Genomic DNA, 18,018 nt, shown 5'->3' with positions numbered 1-18,018 from the left:
CTTGACGATTTTTCAAAAATCTAGATTAATAAAACTTCTCTAGTAACATACATCTGCCATCACCTATGAATCTTTCAATTCCTCTTGTTTCAGTAATCATTCCAGCTTATAATGCTGCCCAATTCTTGGCTGAAGCTATTGAATCTGTCATTTCACAAACTTTTACAGATTGGGAATTGTTGGTCATAGATGATGGTTCTACAGACAGCACTGCTAGCCTTGTTCAACGTTACTCCCAGCAAGACTATCGGGTGAGACTATTCTCTCAGGTTAATCAAGGTGTATCTTACACTCGTAACTTGGGAGTGGAGATGACCCAGGGGAAATTTATTGCTTTTCTTGATGCTGATGATCGATGGTTACCTGATAAATTAGCTGTACAAATCAAGTTCTTAAATGAGCGGTCTGATGTTGGCATCAGCTTTGGTCGCGTGAAATTTATCAGTTATGACGGCAACTTCACTGGTCAATTTTCTACAGGACGTCTAACTGAGATAAAACCTGAATATCTCCTCTATGAAAATCCAACTACTACTACCTCTAATTGGGTAGTTAGACGCGAAGTTTTTCAGTGTTGTGGAGGATTAGATCAAAGTATGAGCTACTCAGAAGATGTTGACTGGCTATTCCGAGTAATGTTAAAGAAACAATGGCAAATTGAGGGTATAGACCAAATACTAATGTGCTATCGTACTAACTCAACCGGTCTTTCTTCAGAATTATACCGGATGGAGGATGGCTGGAACCTGCTGATCAGTAAAGCTATGAATCAGGCTCCGGAATTAGTAAGTAAACATTACTCTTTAGCTAAAGCTGTTCACTTGCGTTACTTTGCCAGGCGAGCCATTCGTTTAAAACTACCCTCTCAAGTGGGCGTCAGTTTTGTCAATCGAGCTCTCCAGTCTGATTGGAGATTGCTCTTCAAAGAACCACGTCGGACATTACTTACGGTAGTAGCGGCTTATGTAGTGCATTTAATGCAAAGCCTAAATTTAACGAAAAAGAGTGTGGAGGCTTGAGCCGGATAAAAATTAAGCAAAATCATACAATAATAAATTACTGAAGTAGTTTGCAGAAGTAGTTTTAAAGACCGTTCTCGGTATAAAGTAACGCAGGCATTATTTTAGACAGAAAGCTGTAATTCCAGTTAGTTTTTTTTAGGGGTCAAGATGAAGAAAGTATCTGTAATTGTTCCGGTTTACAAGGTTGAGAAATATATCAAGGCTACTGTGCAGTCTGTCTTGGATCAAACCTACCCCAACTTGGAGTTGATTATTGTTGACGATGAGTCTCCTGACCGAAGCGTAGAAATCTGTCAGCAATTCAACGACCCCAGAATCAAAATTATCCACCAAAAAAACCGAGGACTAGCCGCAGCAAGGAATGCTGGAATTCGTTACGCTCAGGGAGAGTATTTAGGTTTTTTGGATGGAGATGATATCTGGTTGCCTGAAAAACTAGAAAAACATGTCGAGCATTTTGAAAATTCTCCGACCGTAGGAATCAGCTTCAGCCGTTCGGCTTTTATTGATGAAGAAGATAAACCTCTACGCATTTATCAAATGCCTAAGCTGAAAAAAATTACTAAAGCTGATGTATTTTGTCGCAATCCGATTGGCAATGGCTCGGCAGCAGTTTTCCGGCGAGAAGTGCTAGAAGCAATTAGTTTTAAAGATAATGTTTACGGAGTGGAGGAAGACTGTTACTTTGATGATCGGTTCCGCATGTCACAAGACATAGAATGTTGGATGCGGATGGTAATTCAGACCCCTTGGCAAATTGAAGGACTTCCAGAGGCTCTGACCCTGTATCGAGTTAATTCAGGTGGGCTTTCCGCAGATTTACTGCCCAAATTAGCCTCATGGGAAAGTATGGTGGAAAAACTCCGTCCTTATGATCCAGAATTAATTAGTCAGTGGGAAAACCCAGCTAGGGCATACTTTTTGCGGTACTTAGCCCGCCGGGCAGTTACTCTGCGCGGGGGCAAGTCGGCAGTTGACCTGTTCAACCAAGCCATTGCCACAGATTGGCGTATTCTACTGAAAGAGCCTCGTAGGACTTTATTAACGGGCGGTGCCGCCTATTTACTTTGGCTCTTACCTCAGTCTCTTTATCAACAGATTGAGACTTTTGCTTTAAATGTCACAGGTAACAACCAAAAACGACAGATTTTGCAGGAGCAAGGAGAGCACTAAGCATGAAAAGACGCTATTTTTTAGCTTTCTTTACTACTTTTTTGCTGAGCGCTGGTGTTTTTTCTTTGAAGGCAGCTTCGAGTCGAGGAGTAGGCAAGGCACGCCTTGCCCTTCTAACACGGGGCGTTAATCTTAGCCATTGGTTTGCTCAAACTCGTTTAATTCCTGAGAATTTCCAGAATCGCATCACGACTGAAGACATCAAGCGCATCCGAGAAATGGGCTTTCGACATGTTCGTCTCCCAGTGGATCCGGATATTTTGTTTGACAAGGAGAAACCTGAAAGCCTCAACAAAGAAAATCTCAAATATTTTGATGCTGCTGTTGACAAGATTTTGGCACAAAATTTAGCACTGATTGTGGACTGTCATCCTACATCTGGGTTTAAGCAGCGTTTATATCGGGATGCATCCTTTGCTAAAGACTTTGCTCGTTTTTGGCGAACACTGGCAGAACACCTTGGTCGTCGCAGTCCTGAGAAAGTGTTTCTCGAGGTACTCAACGAACCTGATACCGAGGATCCGCAAGAATGGTACGACCTACAGAGGCCTCTATTAGCAGCGATGCGAGCCGGTGCGCCCGAACATACGCTGATTGCCTCTGCCAATCAGCGTGTTGGGGATGATTGGAGTCCCATCAGGGCATTGGAGATGCTAACTCCCGTAGACGACCCTAACGTAGTTTACAACTTTCACTATTACAAGCCAAAACAGTTTACACACCAAGGCGCAACTTGGGGCTGGGATCTGTTGCAGTATTTTCGTGATGTTCCCTACCCCTCTAGTCTGGAAGCAGTAGCACCCCTGATATCGAAGATTGATAATGTTGCTGCTAGAAGATCCCTGCAATACTACGGGGAACAAACTTGGAATGCCGACAAAATTGAAGCACAAATTAGTCGTGCTGCTGCTTGGGCAAAAGCTCATCAGGTCTGCGTTACCTGTAATGAGTTTGGCGTTTATCGCCAAGCAGCTCCTGCTGAAGACCGCGCCGCTTGGCTGCGTGACGTTAGGTCAGTTTTAGAACAGCACCAGATTGGTTGGGCAATGTGGGATTACAAAGGCGGCTTTGGCGCTACTATCGAGGTCAATGGAGATCTGGTACCCGATAAGAGAGTTTTGTCGGCTCTCTTCCAAGACAACAGTTCTTGACATCTGCGAATTGCCCTTGTCTCAGTTATCCCCATAGCCATAGTTAACTAAAGAGATAGACAAATTATCGAACATTTTGCAAACTGTCTGTTTTGTCTGTAAAGAGTTCTGTAAAGATGCTCAGCACTGAGCGCTGGCGAACTTTGATATTGACGTTAACTCTCATCCCTGATTGCAGTGGTATGGTTCTGTCATTAACCACAATAGACTGTTCCTTCAAGCTAATTTCAGCAGGAAAAGTATAGTCAGGTCGATTTTCTTGGGGAGCAGGTGGCAGTGCGTCGGAACCAACAGATTGCAATTCCCCTTCAATATCACCAAATTCACTGTAGGGAAACGACTCAATCCTGACATCAGCTGGCATACCATCTTTGACAAAACCAATATCCTTGTTGGTTAAATAAACCCTAGCAACCAGAGCATCACTGGGCACGATTTTGAGAACAGGCTCATTGGAGTTAGCCACGTAACCAGCTGATGGGGGTTGTAAGTCAAAAACTGTTCCAGAAACAGGTGCCCGCAGTTCTTGATAGCTTAAGTTGAGGTTCGCTTGACTTAGTTGGCTATCAATTTCCGCGATTTGTTTTTCATTCTCGACAATAACTTTATTTAGTTGGGAGTCAATTTCGGCAAGTCGTATTTTATTTGCCGCAATTTGATCGTTCAATTCTTTACGCGTTAGTGCCTTAGTATTTTCTAGCTGTTGGCCAGCTTTAGCAATCTCCAGTCCCAAGCGTGCATTCTCCTGGGTTCTGACATCAACCTCAGTTTGCTTCTCCTTGACCGCCTCTTGCTGTCTGAGGTACTGGATGCGGGGAACTGCTCCCTGAACCGCCAAGGGTTCCATCTCCTCAAGAATTCCTTGCTCTACTCTAAAGCTGCTTATGGCAGTTTGCAGTTGAGTTTGATTCTGTCGACGCTGCTCTTGTAGCTGTTCAACTTCCTTTTGCGCTGCCTCTACACGAGATGCCTGTTCAGCTCTAGCATCGATAAAACGACCTCGTTCTTCTAGGGCAATATTAGTAGATAAAGAATCACCATTGAGTAGAGCCTGGTAAAATTCGTTTTCTGCAAGCAGAGCTTTTCGGCTTTCTGTGAGAGAGGCGATTTCCCCAGAAAGTTTCACGTCTGGTAACTCTTGCTCTGTAACAGCTAACAGCGCGCTATTCCTCAGCTGAGAGCGATAAAACTGATTTTCTTTCATTAAAGTAGCACGTACTTTACTCAGAGAAGTAATTTGCTCTTGAGCTACTTTCGGCTCAAAAGTAATTAACACATCGCCTTTCTCTACACGTTCACCGTCTTTGATATGAATTTCTGTAACAACCCCACCGGATGGAGCTTTAACTTCGTTGACAGTACCTTGTGGCTCTAGCTTGCCTTGGGCGGGAATAGCTTGCTCGATTTGGGCTACACTTGCCCAGATTAAACCGCCAGTAGTCACACCAATAATTGTCCAGAGAATAGCGTGCGACCACTTTTTGGATTGCCGCAGAATAACTGGCTTATCAAATTTATTTTTACCGGCAAGTTTACCATTACCGTTACCGTTACCATTTGAGTTGCTCTTGCTGGCTTGAGTCTGATTGTCAAGAGCTGGTGATGTTCCTAATAAAATTGGTTGGTTTGACTTTGACCCATTTCGTTGGTTCATAACAGTCAGTGTGTGGGAGTAGGTGGACTTAGAAAATACTACAGCTGAGAGTCTTGCTGCATATAGAGGCAATAGTAGCGACCTTTCTGAGCCATTAGTTCTTCATGGGTGCCCTGCTCCACTAAGGCTCCTTGATCCATCATCAGGATGATATCAGCATTGCGAATTGTCGTTAGGCGGTGAGTAATGAATAAGACAGTGCGGCCTTGAAAAGCTTCTGCCAAATTTAAACATACTTGCCGCTCAGTATCGTAATCCAGGGCACTGGTTGCTTCATCCAAAATCAGCAATTGGGGCGATTGCAAAATTGTTCTAGCGATCGCAATTCTCTGCCTTTGCCCTCCAGATAGTGCCGAACCTCGCTCCCCTACATTACTGTTGTAGCCTATCGGCAAGTTCATGACGAATTCGTGGGCTACAGCAATCTTAGCTGCTTCAATAATTTCTTCACTGGAAGCATCTGGATTAGTCAAGGAGATGTTCTCCTGCACTGAACCCTCAAACAGCAGGGTGTCCTGAGGAACAATTCCAATCTGACGCCTTAAAGAATACAGTTCTACTTTATTAATATCGTAACCATCAATTATAATTCTTCCTGAATTTGGCTCATAAAGCCTTGCTAATAACTTGGTGAGGGTACTTTTACCAGAACCACTTTGACCGACTATGCCGACAAAAGCGCCTACGGGAATTTCTAGACTAATATTGTTTAACTGCATCGGACCACTTTGAGCAAAGCGGAACGAGACGTTTTCATACTTTATTTCCCCGCGAATTGTTGGCAGTGGAATGTTACCGCGTTCTTCCTCAGAAACTTCTTGGGGCGAATCAATAATGTCGCTCAAGCGTTCCATGGATAAGGCGGTACTCTGGAAGTTCTGCCAAATTTGGGCTAATCGTAGCAACGGTTGAGTTACGTAGCCGGAAATGATACGGAAAGCAATCAACGCCCCCAAGGTTAATTCGCCATCTAATACTAGATAAGCTCCCACCCAAAGCACCAGCAGAGCTGAAACTTTATTGAGGAAGTTGCTCGTTGAACTAGCGGCGGTGGAGGTCAAAACATTCTGGAAACCTTCACTGACATAGCGTGCATAGCGCTCTTGCCACTGCCAACGCGATCGCAGTTCAATATTTTGGGCTTTAACAGTAGAAATCCCTGAGAGTACCTCCACCAGATAAGATTGGGTTTGAGCATTTTTTTCCGCTTTGGTGCGTAACTGTCGTCGCACAATCGGGGAAACAAATATTGTCAGCAAGATAAACAGTGGAATAACTGATAAACTCACCAGCGTCAGCACCCAACTGTAGATAAACATGACAACGATATAGACCACAGAAAAAACTGCGTCTAACACTACAGTCAAGGCTGTACCCGTTAAAAACTGGCGGATATTTTCTAGCTCATTGATGCGGGTGGCTAATTCCCCAACTGGTCGTCTCTCAAAGTAGCGCAAAGGCAGCCGCAGCAAATGGTCAATAATTTCTGACCCCAGAGCCATGTCAATGCGATTTGTGGTATCTACAAATAAGTAGGTACGCAGACTGGTTAAAATTGCCTCGAAGATAGCAACCCCTAGCAATAACACCCCAAGTACGTGTAGAGTATCGGGACTATTTTGCACAATCACCTTGTCAATGATCACCTGGATCATCAAGGGGTTCGCTAGAGCAAATAACTGAACGAAAAAGGAAGCAACAAAAACTTCTAATAAAACCCGGCGATAGCGCACCAAGGAGGGAAGGAACCAGCTTAAGCCAAACCGCTGTTGGGGGGTATTTTTTGTCTGTTTGAGCAGCAACACCTGCCCTTCTTCGCCCCATCTTTCTCGGAAAGCAGCGGGTTTTAGCCGACGCATACCAGTTTCTGGCACCGCCAGTAGCACTTCCTGGTCACTACCTTCGTAGAGAATAGCAAAGCTATCGTCCCAAGAGAGCATCACCGGAGTTGGCAGACGGTTGATGGCGGCAGCTGGTACAGAAGCCAACTGAGCACTCAACCCCATCAATTCGGCAATTGCCCCACAGTGCTGCAAGGATACACTGCCAGTGCGTGTTTGCTGATTAACTACAACACGGCGTAACATGTCTCTACGGAAAGGCATGCCCCAGAACTTACTGAGCATTTGGAAACAGGCTAGGGGAACCTCAACCGGACCTTTGCCACGAATCAAGGGATATTTTTGTGGGGCTGTTTGCTCTTTGCCAGCGTAGCTCTCTGAAGACTCAGATATTTGTGGTGGGGCGTAGGGAATCTCTTCAACTGTGGGAGTGAGAGTGACAGCTGATTCTTCTAAATCAACAATATCAGCAGCCACAGCAGGCCTGCTTAGAATAGATTCTGGAATTCCTACCAGGCGAGTTACCCCAGGGCCGTTAACCTTGAGAGAGGTAATATTATCTGCGTTTAGACAAGAACCCACTGGGGCGTTGGCTGATACTCCTCCGCTGATAAACCATACCCGATCGGCGTCGAGTTGGCTTGAGATTTTCCTACCAGGAGCTAAGTTGCAGACTACTGCGTTCGACCAAGCCTCAAGAGCGAGTGCTTTTAAATCATGCTCTACCTCTGCTCGGCGCTCAAGTTCTGCACCTAAGAGATCAAAAATTTCTACCAAGGCACAACGGGAGCGAAAGGCAGTTGCTAGTGAAGGTTCTTCCTCCAGCAGGCTTAAGAAGTCGCTAGCGTTGAGGGTAAGACAAACCGTCTCTGTGGAGGCGATAACTGTTTCGCAAGGTACTCCTCTCACCAAACCTACCCAACCAACAATTGCTCCCGGTTGCAGCAATTTTAAGGTTACTGGTGTCTGGGATCGCGGGTCATAACCGAGTAGACGAGATTGCCCCTCGAAGATAATAGCGACCTGAGCGGGCATTTTTTCCCGTACTAAAATCGGTTGACCCATGCGATAGCGAAGCAGTTGACACTGTTTGGACAGTTTTCCCCGTGCTGCCGATGACAACTGCTCAAAAGGAGATATGCCAGACAGAAATTCTTGAATCGTCGTCGTATAGGTCATTAGAGAACTCGCAAAAGTAAATTTTTGCTTAGGTAGACATAGTACTTATCGCTCTTTCCTTTGCCATGTTATGCAAGAAATTACTCGCACTTTTAGCAATTGGTACTTAACTTTTTGATTCTAGCTTAGCCACTCGTTTCCCGGATAAGTTAAGATAAGCTTTTTTTATGTTAGGAGTACCAGGGCTTAATTTTTGCTTGATTTTTCTCGAAAATACTCAATTCCGAGCTTTTCAAAAGTTAACAACTATTATTGAAGAACAGCTAACTGCTGATTTAGTTGCTCTGAGAGCCAGTTGTTGAAACACTCATTGAGCATTCGCTGACGCATCGATTCATCTAGCTGGGCAGGGATAAACTTTTCCAAGCGCACAATCACCAACCATTCTCCTAGTCGTGTAGGCTGACACACTTTTCCTGGCTCAGAAGAGCTCAGCATTTTGGCAATTAGGGGGTGAGGTGTACTCATCTCAACCGGACCAATTAATCCACCAGTCTGAGCTTCAGGACCTTGAGAATAGTCTCTTGCTAGTTCAGTGAAAGATTGCTCTCCTTCCCTAATTCGGAAATAGAGTTCTTGCACAATCCCTGGATCTTGAGTACGAATTAAAGAGTAAATTACTCGATCTAACTTGCCCTTTCTACCCAGAAAATAGGATTCTAGTTTGTGACCCCAGGTCTCTTGCTTGAATTTTTCAATCTTTAACTCCCGCGTTGCTAGGGCTTCTAGCTGGGCAGCATTCATGCCATAACGCTTAAGCCATGATTGTTGCACTTCCTCTGAGGTAATCTGATTTCTCTCATAGAACTGCTCACGAGCTTCGGTTTTCTCCTGATCTGTGCATTCGACTTGGGCAATTGCTTCATCAATAATAATTGCCCGCAGCAAAGGAGGTAGCAACTGATACCCTGCTAAAAGGGGAATAATTTCTTCTGCGGTGATAGTGCGATCGCCGACTTGTAAAACTGCTTTCATTCCTGAAACACCATCTCCCGTAAAGTATGGCTGGTGGTAGCAACTTCGTCAACATTGCATATTATTAAGAAATTCCTGGAAAAAATTCTTCCGGACGAAGTCACTGCCTGCACCAACAAAAATTGAGTAACGCTACCGTTACCTATCTGCAGGATTCCACAAATCAGCTAAGCAGGCAATCTCAAGCTACTACGTATTACTATCTTGGCAATAAACGTTTACCCAGACCAAAAGCACAAAATACCAGTAAACCTAGTCCAGAAGCTGGTTCAGGAATTGGCTTAGGGTTTGTCGTGTTTGGTGGAGTGGGAGAGTCGATGGGTTCTTGACTAGCTCCGGAACTCAAGAGCGAAAAATTATCCACTAAGAGACCAGAGTCTTCAGCTCCGTCTCCCACATCAACAACTCCGATTCCCAGCGTATATACTCCAGGCGTCTCGAATCTATAAGAGAAGCTCTTAAAGCCAGTCTCGCCGTTAAAGACTGATTTTGAGGAAACAAAAGCTGAAAAGCTGTCTGCAAGTTCGTTAACTATTGTTGAGAGTGTGACGAAGGCAAAGTCATTGAACATTTTTTGAGAGCTAGCATTCGAGAGAAAATTCCAGTCGAAGCTTAAAGTATCTCCGGCTTCTACGATTAACTTTTTTTTAAAGGCAGACCCTTCAAAAATCTCTCCCTTGTCTAGAGTTAGTAAAATGTCTTCTTCAAAATCCAAAAATGTTAATAGCTCATTGAAATTACCTGTTTTCTCGTCCTCTGTACCTAAATTAGACTGAGGATAAACAGTATCTAAGCGAGCTTGATAAGTCCCTTCCGTCGGACTAATGCCATAAGTGTCTAAAGTTTCAATATAAGTACGACCTAATGTCTCCCATCCGTCAAAGTTACCGGTTTCAAAACTACCGTTCAGAACAACGGCTTGTGAACTACCAGCTCCGCAAACGCTTGCTGCGCTAAGCAAGCTCAAAATAGCAGTTTTCGTCGAGAGAGACATAGCTAATTTCAAAGAAAAAGAGTACTCTTTCTTACCCAAATACTGAGTTTATAAATAACTAACTTTAGCAGTTGCACTTTAATATGTTTCTGCTTAAGCTTAGCACATCAAATTCTTATTAAGCTTTTATTAATTTCTCTTAATAAGTATTATTCTTGTTGTTTATTTTCTTTATTTAAAAAATACTTGATAGAAATTTATACATCAGAGTACCTCAGTATCTCAAACCTAAAAATGAGCATCATTGCCACTGACAATTGAAATTATTCTGTAGATGTTTAGAGACTTGCTCAACTGAATTCGTGTTCAATATCGCTGCTGGATACACGCATTCATAATTACAAAATCTTAGTTAAACGGCATTTCTTAAAGCCTAGATAATTAAGTTATTGCCTAATTTTAGGTCTGATGCGGCGACGTCACTGACTATAACTAGGGTTCTGAAGGGAGCTGATTCCACACCATCATGATCAATTTGAATCTTGGTGTTTAAGCCAGCCTGTACAAATCTTATGTAACCCTCACTAATTGCCTTATCAACGCTGTACTCAAGCTCTAAAAACAGATTTGTTAGGACAATCTGATCTTGATTAACATCGAAATCGGTGATGAGGTCTCTGCGCTCCTCAAAAGCATTGAAGATAAACTGGTCACTACCCCCGCCACCAGTAAGCAAATCCCCATCTACACCACCGATTAAGGTGTCATCTCCAGCGCCACCAATAATTTCATCCCGGCCCTCGAAACCTTGGATGAGGTCGTTGCCATCAGTACCAGTAAGTACATCTCCAGCACTTGTGCCGCTAATTTCATTTACTAGCATTTGAGTATCGTGAAACTGGTCACAAGAAAATTGTAATTATCCACCTAGTCAGCCAACCTTAAATTGAAATATACAAGCCCAAGTTTGGTGTTGTATATCAGGTGATCACCGACCAGAAGCTGAGCTTAAACCCTGAGATCTACCTAAAACTTAGTCAAGGGATGTTACCTACTTCTCTGGTACGAAGGTTTCGGTTTCATTCCCTCTAAATTTATTTTGGCTGAATATAATTACAACTTAACTTACAAAGTCCTACGGGAAAGCTTTAAAAGTGATAAGAAGGGCAAAAGATAGAAATTTTTACAGAAATTTTATAATCAAGCAGCTCTTATGTAGGAAATGTGAAGTAAAAAACTTGCTTTTTTATGCAAAATACTGGTTTGTAAAAGTTTACTGCTCAGCAATGGCTAATTACAGTAAGATGTTCACGAAAAATAAACCACATTTGACTTCTAAGTTGCAGTGCTGAACAGTTGTTTACTCCCCGGCAAATAGAAAATATGCAATTACCGGAAAGTGATCTGAAGTCCAAACCCCTCGCCATTGCCTAGCATCTATCGAGACTTGCTGCAGCTTGACTCGGTTGTCAAAGTAGATCGTATCGATGGCAGCGAATGCTTTACCAGTAAAGTCATCATAGCTTTGTTGTTGCTCTAACTCCAGCTGAACAAGGGCATCTTCAAGCATTAGACTATTAGTCGATTCAACTCATTGGCTTGGCAATCACTCACACCTGTAGCCCCACAAGTACTACAAATAGATTAAGTTCTTATTGAGTAACGTTGGGAATAACGGGAAATTCCCAACAGCCGTTGAGGGATGAAGCTTGGTTTTATGACTCGGTATCAAAAGCCGTCTAACTCGTCTGTACCCTGGTTTAGGATTGGCATTGCTGCGATTTTTTTACTCTCCCTTGCCCTGCGATTTTGGGGACTGAGTAGATTTAATAGCTTAGTATTCGATGAAGTTTACTACGCTAAGTTTGCCAACGATTACTTGATCGGCAAGCAATTTTTCAACGCCCATCCACCTTTAAGCCAGTACATCATTGCCATCGGTATCTGGATTGGTTCTCACCTTCCTTTCGGGCAAGATACAGTAAATGGCTTAACAGGTTCACTGCGCTCTACCTGGAGTTATCGCTGGCTCAATGCCCTAACTGGCTCGTTTATTCCCTTAGTCGTTGCCGCAGTTGCCTATCAACTAAATCGGCGTCGTACCTACGCTTTAATTGCAGCTCTCTTCGCTGCTGCTGATGGTTTATTCCTAGTAGAGTCCCGCTATGCTCTCAACAACGTCTACCTAGTGATCTTAGGGCTATTAGGTCAGTTGTGTTTGCTGGTGGCTCTCAATAAACCAAGACAACAGCGTGGGAATATTCTGGCTTTGTCGGGCGTATTTTTTGGTGCTTCAGCAGCAATTAAGTGGAATGGTTTATGGTTTTTGTTGGGCGTCTACATGATTTGGACCGCAGCTTGGGGAATGCAGTGGGTGCGCTCCAGAATGGGGAGTCAGGAGTTGGAAGTTGGAAATGGCAAATTCTCAGAAACTCCCCTGCACAACCTTACTGAGTTGAAGCTTATCGCCCTTCTCTGGAATTTTGCGATTATTCCGGCTTTAACCTATAGCCTGCTCTGGATTCCTCACCTGCAAATGAATCCATCCCCTGGATTTTGGGAAGCGCAACACCGGATATTAACATTTCACGAAAGTATTGGTAGTGGCAGTGAGGTACATCCTTACTGTTCTCGTTGGTACAGCTGGCTGTTAATGATCCGACCCGTTGCTTATTTTTATCACACTGCTCAGAATACTACCGAGACAGTACCAGCTTATCCACCTTTACCCGCCAGTATGGGTAAAGTAATTTATGATGTTCATGCGATCGGCAACCCAGTGCTGTGGTGGCTATCGACAACAGCAATTTTGCTACTAGTAGTACTTTTAGCAGTACGACTCAGCTCAGGTGAGGGTTGGAAATTTACCCCAACTAGCTCTAGCTACATTGCACTTTATTTAGTGCTTAACTGGTTGGCAAACTTGCTACCTTGGGTGAAGGTAACTCGCTGCACCTTCCTTTACCACTACATGGGGGCATCTGTATTTTCTGGGTTAAGCCTTGCCTGGATTGTTGACAGGTGGCTGCGCAGTGAGCAATCCTACCGCCGTCAAGCCGGAATTATCGTAATTCTCTTGATCCTACTCGCCTTTTACTTTTGGATGCCAATTTATTTAGGGCTTGCCTTATCTCCTCAAGGTTATCAACTGCGGATTTGGTTGCGTTCCTGGGTTTAAATAGGAGTTCTGAGGTTGATCAACCCTTAAAAGGATTACGGTAGAGTCCATCTTGAGACTCAACACCCACCTCAAATCGGCAATCCGAACGAGGATAGGCAATACAAAGCAAAACGTAACCCCTCGCTTTCTGTGCTGATTTGAGTACAGTTCCCTGAGATTGATCAACCTCGCCCTCAAGCAGGCGTGCGGCACAAGTGATACATACTCCGTAGCGACAGCCAACTGGTAAGCGTAAACCTGCTGCTTCTACAGCATCCAGGATGTACTGATTAGAAGCCACCTCGACAACGGTATGATGGCGATTGACTAGCTCTACTTTGTAAGTTTTCATCAGAATTTGGCTACAAAACCAGCAAATTAGCTATACCCAAATATCAGAGGTGCAATCACCACCGGGGTAGCGCATTTCGTGGGCACGGGATGGCCCGGCAGGTTCTGTGCCAAAGTCAATATAGAAATTCTGATTAATTTTCATTCCGCCCTTCTCTGTATCGCAGTCAATCTGCAATAGGTAAGAACCAGCCTGAGATAATTCTGGATAAAACTGATTATCCCAAGTACTAAACAGGGAGTTAGTTGCATACAGGCGCTTCCCGTCAAGGCTTAGCTGAAGCATCTGTGGCCCACCTGGGAGTTTTTTCCCTGCTACTTCACTACTTTTACCAAGTAATCCACCGCACCAAACTTGACCTGTAAGTTTGGGTTTTGAGGGGTCACTGATGTCATACTGGCGAATATCACCGTGTAGCCAGTTGGAAAAATAAAGGTAACGGTCATCCATTGAGAGTAAGATGTCGGTGATTAAGGATGGTACTGGTATCGACCAGCCTTCGACTTCAACTGATGGGATATCAATTACTTTCTCAATTTCCCAATCACTGTTGGACTTATGCCAATGCCAAATATTACTGCTGAGTGCTGCACCGACAAACCCATGAGTGCTATCAGGATTATGGTGAAAGCGCACTTCCAAGGGAATCAATCCTTCCTCACCTAGGTCAAAATTGTGGATAATCTCATGCTTTGACCAATCCCAGAAATGTAAGGATTGTCCATAGTTTCCCGCCTTAACATCATCAAGATCAAAACCGGGATAATAGGTTTTGGGTGCGCCCCATTCACTACTTACCATGACATTATGCCGTGGCTGATACCAGAAGTCATAGTTAAAATGCATAGCGTCACTGTTTTTTTCCCAGCGTCCAGTAACATCAAAGTTATTATCGAGTAACAAAAAGCCACCAGGGCCATTACCTGTGCTGTCACCCAGCATGGAAATCATCACTTGACCATCAGCAAGGCAGTGTACAGTGTGAGGGGCAGTAAGATTGGTCTTTTGTTTGATTTCTTCTGGCTCAATTACCTTGTGTAGCTTCGGCGCAAGCTCGTCTGCTGTGTCTATGATGTAGATCCGGCTGGAACGCTGCCCTGGAATTACTAAAAAGCGCCGTGATTTGCTGACATCATCATGGCAAGAACTACAAGCATTCCAGCCAAAGTGGTGCAGTTCATCGCCAATGTAGGGCATTGGCAAGCGATGAATGACTTGGGAGTACGTTAGGGAGTTGGGATCAACGTCTACAGTTGCTAGGTAGTCGGGTTCTTCAATGCCAGTGCCAGTGTACAGGGCAATGGTATAAAGTAGTTTTTCTTGCTTAGCTTGCATAGCGGCTTCCGGCGAAGCATAGCCAGGACCACAGCAGGAATTAGACTGTTGGTTCATTTTAATTAATTGAGTTATTAGGTTTATTATTGCTACAGCTCAAGTCAAGTTTGAAGCCTTGTGTCCCTTAGGCTAGATGAATCTTGATTATTAGTTTTCTAACTTTTCACTCCTGATGATCCGCTGAGGGCATAAATAAGGCGCGATAAACAGCTTCACCGCGAGAGAGAGTTAATATTTCCCGTTCCGTGGCAACTGGTAGGGGATTGGTGGCTAGCCAATCTTGTCCTTGTCTTTGGAAGGCGGGATGTTCACCAAAGCGATCGCACATTTCCTGTGCCACTACTTCTACATCAGATTGCAAGAAGACACATCCTCCAGAGGAGAGATAATTTGCTAAATCATTAACTAGTTCCGGCTGAACCAAGCGGCGTTTAGCCTGTCGCTTTTTGAACCAGGGGTCAGGAAATTGAATAGTAACGCGCTGCAAAGCCGCAATTGGTAAAGACTCTAACAGGGGGGCTAGGGAGTTATTGACATTACAAAATAAGAAGTGAACATTACTCAAACCTAGTTCCTTAACTAATTCCTGTGTCCTTTCTACCAAGGGCTCTCTGATTTCTAAACCCAAAAAATTCCAGTCTGGTTGTAGAGCCGCCATACTTAATAAAAACTCCCCTTTGGCACAACCGATGTCGAAATGTAAGGGTTGAGAGGGTTGAGCATAAACTTTCTCCCAATCAGGAGCAGCTATAGGCGTCTGGTATTTCTTACTGAGTGGATTAACATGTTGACGTACTCTTACTTTTGGCAATTGCTACACCTCCTTATTTTTGGCGATCAAGGAAACAGATCACTATAATTATTTCTGCCGTCTCACCAAACTTTAGCTTCTCAAAATGAGCATTTCAACACCAGAACAGCTTAAAGATAGATTGCACCAATCTTTAAATAAGATACGTAAATTTGAGCATTGTGCACTCTTAGATCGTCCGGGACATTGTAATCTTGGTGACCATTTAATTTGGCTGGGCGAAATTTTTTATTTAACTGATGTTCTTAAAACGAAAATAAACTATACAGCAAATATCTATAATTTTTCTAGCCAAGAGATGGAGCAGCAAATTGGTACTGCACCTATTCTTTTGTCCGGTGGTGGGAATTTAGGCGATCTTTGGACTGATGAGCAAGAATTTCGGGAACAAATCATTACTCAATACCCAGATAGACCAATCATAATTCTACCACAAACCATATATTTTACCCAAGCAGAAAATTTATCTAAAACCGCTAAAATATTTAATCAGCATCCTGATTTGACCTTATTTGTGCGCGATGAACGTAGTCATAAAATCGCTGCGGAAGCTTTTTATAATTGCCAGGTTATCAGTTCTCCAGATATGGCTTTACACCTAGTAAACATGCCAGAATTGCAACTTAAACCGCCAGTTAAAGATTCTCTACTTTTTCTCTGTAGAGAGGACAGAGAACTCAAAGAAAAATTTGACTATAGTACTTTGGGTGTCAGCCAAGTAGTCATGGAAGATTGGGCAGCTTTCAAATACAAGGATCCTCTACCTAAAATTTGGACATGGCCAGGAATAACCAGAATTATTCAGGAACTCCAGCAACAAGGTGTGGCACTTCCTTATGAATGGATATCTAGACAACTATGGAAACAGTTTCATCCTAATGTCGCCAAGCTTAATAGTATTAATAATTCCGAGCTGCATCGCAAATCTTGGAATTTAGCTCATCATGGATTTTACCAATTTAGTCAGCATCGTTTGGTGATTACCAATCGACTACATGGACACATCCTTTGTCTTATTTTGAAAATTCCCCATGTATTTTTGCCTAACGCTTACTACAAAAATGAGTCTTTTTACGAAGCTTGGACTGCTCAAATTCCTTTTTGTCGCTTCGTCAAACAATCCTCAGAGATCAACGCAGCTATTCAAGAGTTATTAGAGTTATTTCCCCGTTAATTACTTAAAAAATCAGAACAATAAGCTTTTTTAATTACCAATACCAACCGATGAGAGATAATATTGCTAACGCCTTGAATTTGTCTTGGTAAAACGTTTAACATGAGTCTAAATTTCCGTTTCGCGGTGGTAAGTGACCTACATATTGGGTTGCACCACACAATCTGGGATCATCCCAGCCGATTTCCTCTAGTGGAAGTCAGCATTCTGGCTCTAGAGGTGGTTCTAAAGCATTTGCAGCAGCAAAAACTCGATTTTCTCCTGCTTCCAGGAGACTTAACGCAGCACGGTGAACCAGATAACCACGACTGGTTACAAAAAAGGTTAAGCCAGTTGCCTTTTCCAGTTTATGTAGTGCCGGGTAATCATGATATTCCCAACCTGGCAGCAGATCAATGCTCAATTGGTTTTAAGGACTTTCCCCACTATTACCGTCATTTTGGCTATCAAAATGTAGAGCAACTGTACTATACCTGTGAAGTTCTACCGGGAGTGCAACTGGTCGGACTGAACTCTAACGCCTTTGACGAGTCTGGTAGACAGCTAGGGCGTTTAGATGACCAACAGTTAGTGTGGTTAGAGCAGGTACTAGCCCACAACCAGGATAAGTTAGTGTTGGTGATGGTGCATCATAACGTAGTCGAGCATCTACCAGGTCAAGCCAGACATGCTCTAGGACGGCGGTACATGTTAGAGAATGCCCCAGTGCTGCGGAAAATCCTCAAGAAAGCCGGGGTTAATTTAGTATTTACTGGTCACTTACATACTCAAGATGTTGCATTCCAAAGTGGTGTATATGACATCACCACTGGTTCATTAGTTAGCTACCCTCATCCTTACCGTATCTTGGAACTGCGAACTGATAATCAGGACAAAAGATGGTTGCAGATTGAGTCTCATCGGGTTGAATCAGTCCCAGGTTGGGAAAATCTGTCCCACAGGTCAAGAGAATGGATGGGTGATCGCTCTCATCCTTTTATGCTGAAGCTGCTCACCCAACCCCCTTTAAATTTGGCCATAGCAGATGCCGAAAAACTCGCCCCTAGTTTGCGTTACTTTTGGGCAAAAATTGCCGCTGGTGACGCCCTTTTTGATTTTCCAGATTTTCCCCCAGTTGTCCGCCGCCACTTTGAGGCTTATAGTGCCACGACTAGTGACGGTAAACCAGCCTTAATCGATAACAATGTAACACTGCTAGTGCATTAAAATTTTAGTAGTAGCAGGTTTGTCAACACTTTTGACCGCCCCTTGATCAGA

15 protein-coding genes are annotated in these 18,018 nt (G+C 43.6%); 6 read left to right on the top strand and 9 right to left on the bottom strand.

Going from position 1 to position 18,018, the window contains the following annotated elements; translation table 11 throughout:
• The first annotated feature begins 65 nt into the window (after nucleotides 1-65).
• The 3 genes from ACT7WV_RS18240 (at nucleotide 66) to ACT7WV_RS18230 (ending at nucleotide 3,346) form a co-directional block, all read left to right on the top strand.
• Nucleotides 66-1,019: a glycosyltransferase family 2 protein gene (locus ACT7WV_RS18240; RefSeq protein ID WP_445104246.1), complete on the top strand. Its 954-nt coding sequence runs from the start codon at nucleotides 66-68 to the stop codon at nucleotides 1,017-1,019.
• A 150-nt stretch (nucleotides 1,020-1,169) separates the two neighbouring features.
• Complete coding sequence (locus tag ACT7WV_RS18235; protein WP_445104245.1) at nucleotides 1,170-2,195, top strand: glycosyltransferase family 2 protein; 1,026 nt, start codon at nucleotides 1,170-1,172, stop codon at nucleotides 2,193-2,195.
• A 2-nt stretch (nucleotides 2,196-2,197) separates the two neighbouring features.
• Entirely contained in the window at nucleotides 2,198-3,346 is a 1,149-nt protein-coding gene (locus ACT7WV_RS18230) for a glycoside hydrolase family 5 protein (RefSeq protein ID WP_445104244.1), read from the top strand.
• Nucleotides 3,347-3,410: 64 nt separating this feature from the next.
• On the opposite strand, the gene ACT7WV_RS18225 is transcribed toward ACT7WV_RS18230, so the two are convergent.
• The 6 genes from ACT7WV_RS18225 to ACT7WV_RS18200 all read right to left on the bottom strand — a co-directional run bounded on the left by ACT7WV_RS18225 (nucleotide 3,411) and on the right by ACT7WV_RS18200 (nucleotide 11,499).
• Nucleotides 3,411-5,000 carry an HlyD family efflux transporter periplasmic adaptor subunit gene (locus tag ACT7WV_RS18225; RefSeq protein WP_445104243.1) on the bottom strand — a complete coding sequence of 530 codons (1,590 nt, stop codon included), beginning with the start codon at nucleotides 4,998-5,000 and terminating at the stop codon, nucleotides 3,411-3,413.
• Nucleotides 5,001-5,038: 38 nt separating this feature from the next.
• Nucleotides 5,039-8,020: a peptidase domain-containing ABC transporter gene (locus ACT7WV_RS18220; RefSeq protein WP_445104242.1), complete on the bottom strand. Its 2,982-nt coding sequence runs from the start codon at nucleotides 8,018-8,020 to the stop codon at nucleotides 5,039-5,041.
• Nucleotides 8,021-8,269: 249 nt separating this feature from the next.
• Entirely contained in the window at nucleotides 8,270-8,995 is a 726-nt protein-coding gene (locus tag ACT7WV_RS18215) for a peptidylprolyl isomerase (protein WP_445104241.1), read from the bottom strand.
• Nucleotides 8,996-9,194: 199 nt separating this feature from the next.
• Nucleotides 9,195-9,989: a hypothetical protein gene (locus ACT7WV_RS18210; protein WP_445104240.1), complete on the bottom strand. Its 795-nt coding sequence runs from the start codon at nucleotides 9,987-9,989 to the stop codon at nucleotides 9,195-9,197.
• Between the two features lie 373 nt (nucleotides 9,990-10,362).
• Nucleotides 10,363-10,812 carry a type I secretion C-terminal target domain-containing protein gene (locus tag ACT7WV_RS18205; protein WP_445104239.1) on the bottom strand — a complete coding sequence of 150 codons (450 nt, stop codon included), beginning with the start codon at nucleotides 10,810-10,812 and terminating at the stop codon, nucleotides 10,363-10,365.
• Between the two features lie 477 nt (nucleotides 10,813-11,289).
• Nucleotides 11,290-11,499: a hypothetical protein gene (locus ACT7WV_RS18200; protein WP_445104238.1), complete on the bottom strand. Its 210-nt coding sequence runs from the start codon at nucleotides 11,497-11,499 to the stop codon at nucleotides 11,290-11,292.
• A gap of 147 nt (nucleotides 11,500-11,646) precedes the next feature.
• Between ACT7WV_RS18200 and ACT7WV_RS18195 the strand changes: the two genes are divergently transcribed.
• Nucleotides 11,647-13,107: a dolichyl-phosphate-mannose--protein mannosyltransferase gene (locus tag ACT7WV_RS18195; RefSeq protein ID WP_445104237.1), complete on the top strand. Its 1,461-nt coding sequence runs from the start codon at nucleotides 11,647-11,649 to the stop codon at nucleotides 13,105-13,107.
• A 19-nt stretch (nucleotides 13,108-13,126) separates the two neighbouring features.
• Here ACT7WV_RS18195 and ACT7WV_RS18190 read toward each other — a convergent pair whose 3' ends face one another.
• The 3 genes from ACT7WV_RS18190 to trmB form a co-directional block, all read right to left on the bottom strand.
• Nucleotides 13,127-13,441: a 2Fe-2S iron-sulfur cluster-binding protein gene (locus ACT7WV_RS18190; protein ID WP_445104236.1), complete on the bottom strand. Its 315-nt coding sequence runs from the start codon at nucleotides 13,439-13,441 to the stop codon at nucleotides 13,127-13,129.
• Nucleotides 13,442-13,471: 30 nt separating this feature from the next.
• The gene (locus tag ACT7WV_RS18185) at nucleotides 13,472-14,833 is read right to left on the bottom strand and encodes a selenium-binding family protein (RefSeq protein ID WP_445104235.1); all 1,362 of its coding nucleotides are present in this window, start codon (nucleotides 14,831-14,833) and stop codon (nucleotides 13,472-13,474) included.
• 106 nt (nucleotides 14,834-14,939) lie between these two features.
• Nucleotides 14,940-15,587: a tRNA (guanosine(46)-N7)-methyltransferase TrmB gene (trmB, locus tag ACT7WV_RS18180; RefSeq protein WP_445104234.1), complete on the bottom strand. Its 648-nt coding sequence runs from the start codon at nucleotides 15,585-15,587 to the stop codon at nucleotides 14,940-14,942.
• An 85-nt stretch (nucleotides 15,588-15,672) separates the two neighbouring features.
• Between trmB and ACT7WV_RS18175 the strand changes: the two genes are divergently transcribed.
• Nucleotides 15,673-16,761 carry a polysaccharide pyruvyl transferase family protein gene (locus ACT7WV_RS18175; RefSeq protein WP_445104233.1) on the top strand — a complete coding sequence of 363 codons (1,089 nt, stop codon included), beginning with the start codon at nucleotides 15,673-15,675 and terminating at the stop codon, nucleotides 16,759-16,761.
• Between the two features lie 102 nt (nucleotides 16,762-16,863).
• Nucleotides 16,864-17,967, top strand: coding sequence for a metallophosphoesterase family protein (locus ACT7WV_RS18170; RefSeq protein WP_445104232.1), 1,104 nt, complete (start codon nucleotides 16,864-16,866; stop codon nucleotides 17,965-17,967).
• Nucleotides 17,968-18,018 lie beyond the last annotated feature (51 nt).

This window comes from Symploca atlantica LB2515 (assembly GCF_052546295.1).
The sequence above is the reverse complement of the archived record's forward strand: the minus strand, read 5'-3'. Positions and strand labels throughout refer to the sequence as shown.

What these genes read in the sequence shown, in the direction of transcription:
- ACT7WV_RS18200 (WP_445104238.1), bottom strand. Translation starts at nt 11,499, where the DNA reads ATGCTTGAAGATGCCCTTGTTCAGCTGGAGTTAGAGCAACAACAAAGC.
- ACT7WV_RS18205 (WP_445104239.1), bottom strand. Translation starts at nt 10,812, where the DNA reads ATGCTAGTAAATGAAATTAGCGGCACAAGTGCTGGAGATGTACTTACT.
- ACT7WV_RS18215 (WP_445104241.1), bottom strand. Translation starts at nt 8,995, where the DNA reads ATGAAAGCAGTTTTACAAGTCGGCGATCGCACTATCACCGCAGAAGAA.
- ACT7WV_RS18185 (WP_445104235.1), bottom strand. Translation starts at nt 14,833, where the DNA reads ATGAACCAACAGTCTAATTCCTGCTGTGGTCCTGGCTATGCTTCGCCG.
- ACT7WV_RS18170 (WP_445104232.1), top strand. Translation starts at nt 16,864, where the DNA reads ATGAGTCTAAATTTCCGTTTCGCGGTGGTAAGTGACCTACATATTGGG.
- ACT7WV_RS18230 (WP_445104244.1), top strand. Translation starts at nt 2,198, where the DNA reads ATGAAAAGACGCTATTTTTTAGCTTTCTTTACTACTTTTTTGCTGAGC.
- ACT7WV_RS18195 (WP_445104237.1), top strand. Translation starts at nt 11,647, where the DNA reads ATGACTCGGTATCAAAAGCCGTCTAACTCGTCTGTACCCTGGTTTAGG.
- ACT7WV_RS18190 (WP_445104236.1), bottom strand. Translation starts at nt 13,441, where the DNA reads ATGAAAACTTACAAAGTAGAGCTAGTCAATCGCCATCATACCGTTGTC.
- ACT7WV_RS18175 (WP_445104233.1), top strand. Translation starts at nt 15,673, where the DNA reads ATGAGCATTTCAACACCAGAACAGCTTAAAGATAGATTGCACCAATCT.
- ACT7WV_RS18235 (WP_445104245.1), top strand. Translation starts at nt 1,170, where the DNA reads ATGAAGAAAGTATCTGTAATTGTTCCGGTTTACAAGGTTGAGAAATAT.
- ACT7WV_RS18240 (WP_445104246.1), top strand. Translation starts at nt 66, where the DNA reads ATGAATCTTTCAATTCCTCTTGTTTCAGTAATCATTCCAGCTTATAAT.
- ACT7WV_RS18220 (WP_445104242.1), bottom strand. Translation starts at nt 8,020, where the DNA reads ATGACCTATACGACGACGATTCAAGAATTTCTGTCTGGCATATCTCCT.
- ACT7WV_RS18210 (WP_445104240.1), bottom strand. Translation starts at nt 9,989, where the DNA reads ATGTCTCTCTCGACGAAAACTGCTATTTTGAGCTTGCTTAGCGCAGCA.
- ACT7WV_RS18225 (WP_445104243.1), bottom strand. Translation starts at nt 5,000, where the DNA reads ATGAACCAACGAAATGGGTCAAAGTCAAACCAACCAATTTTATTAGGA.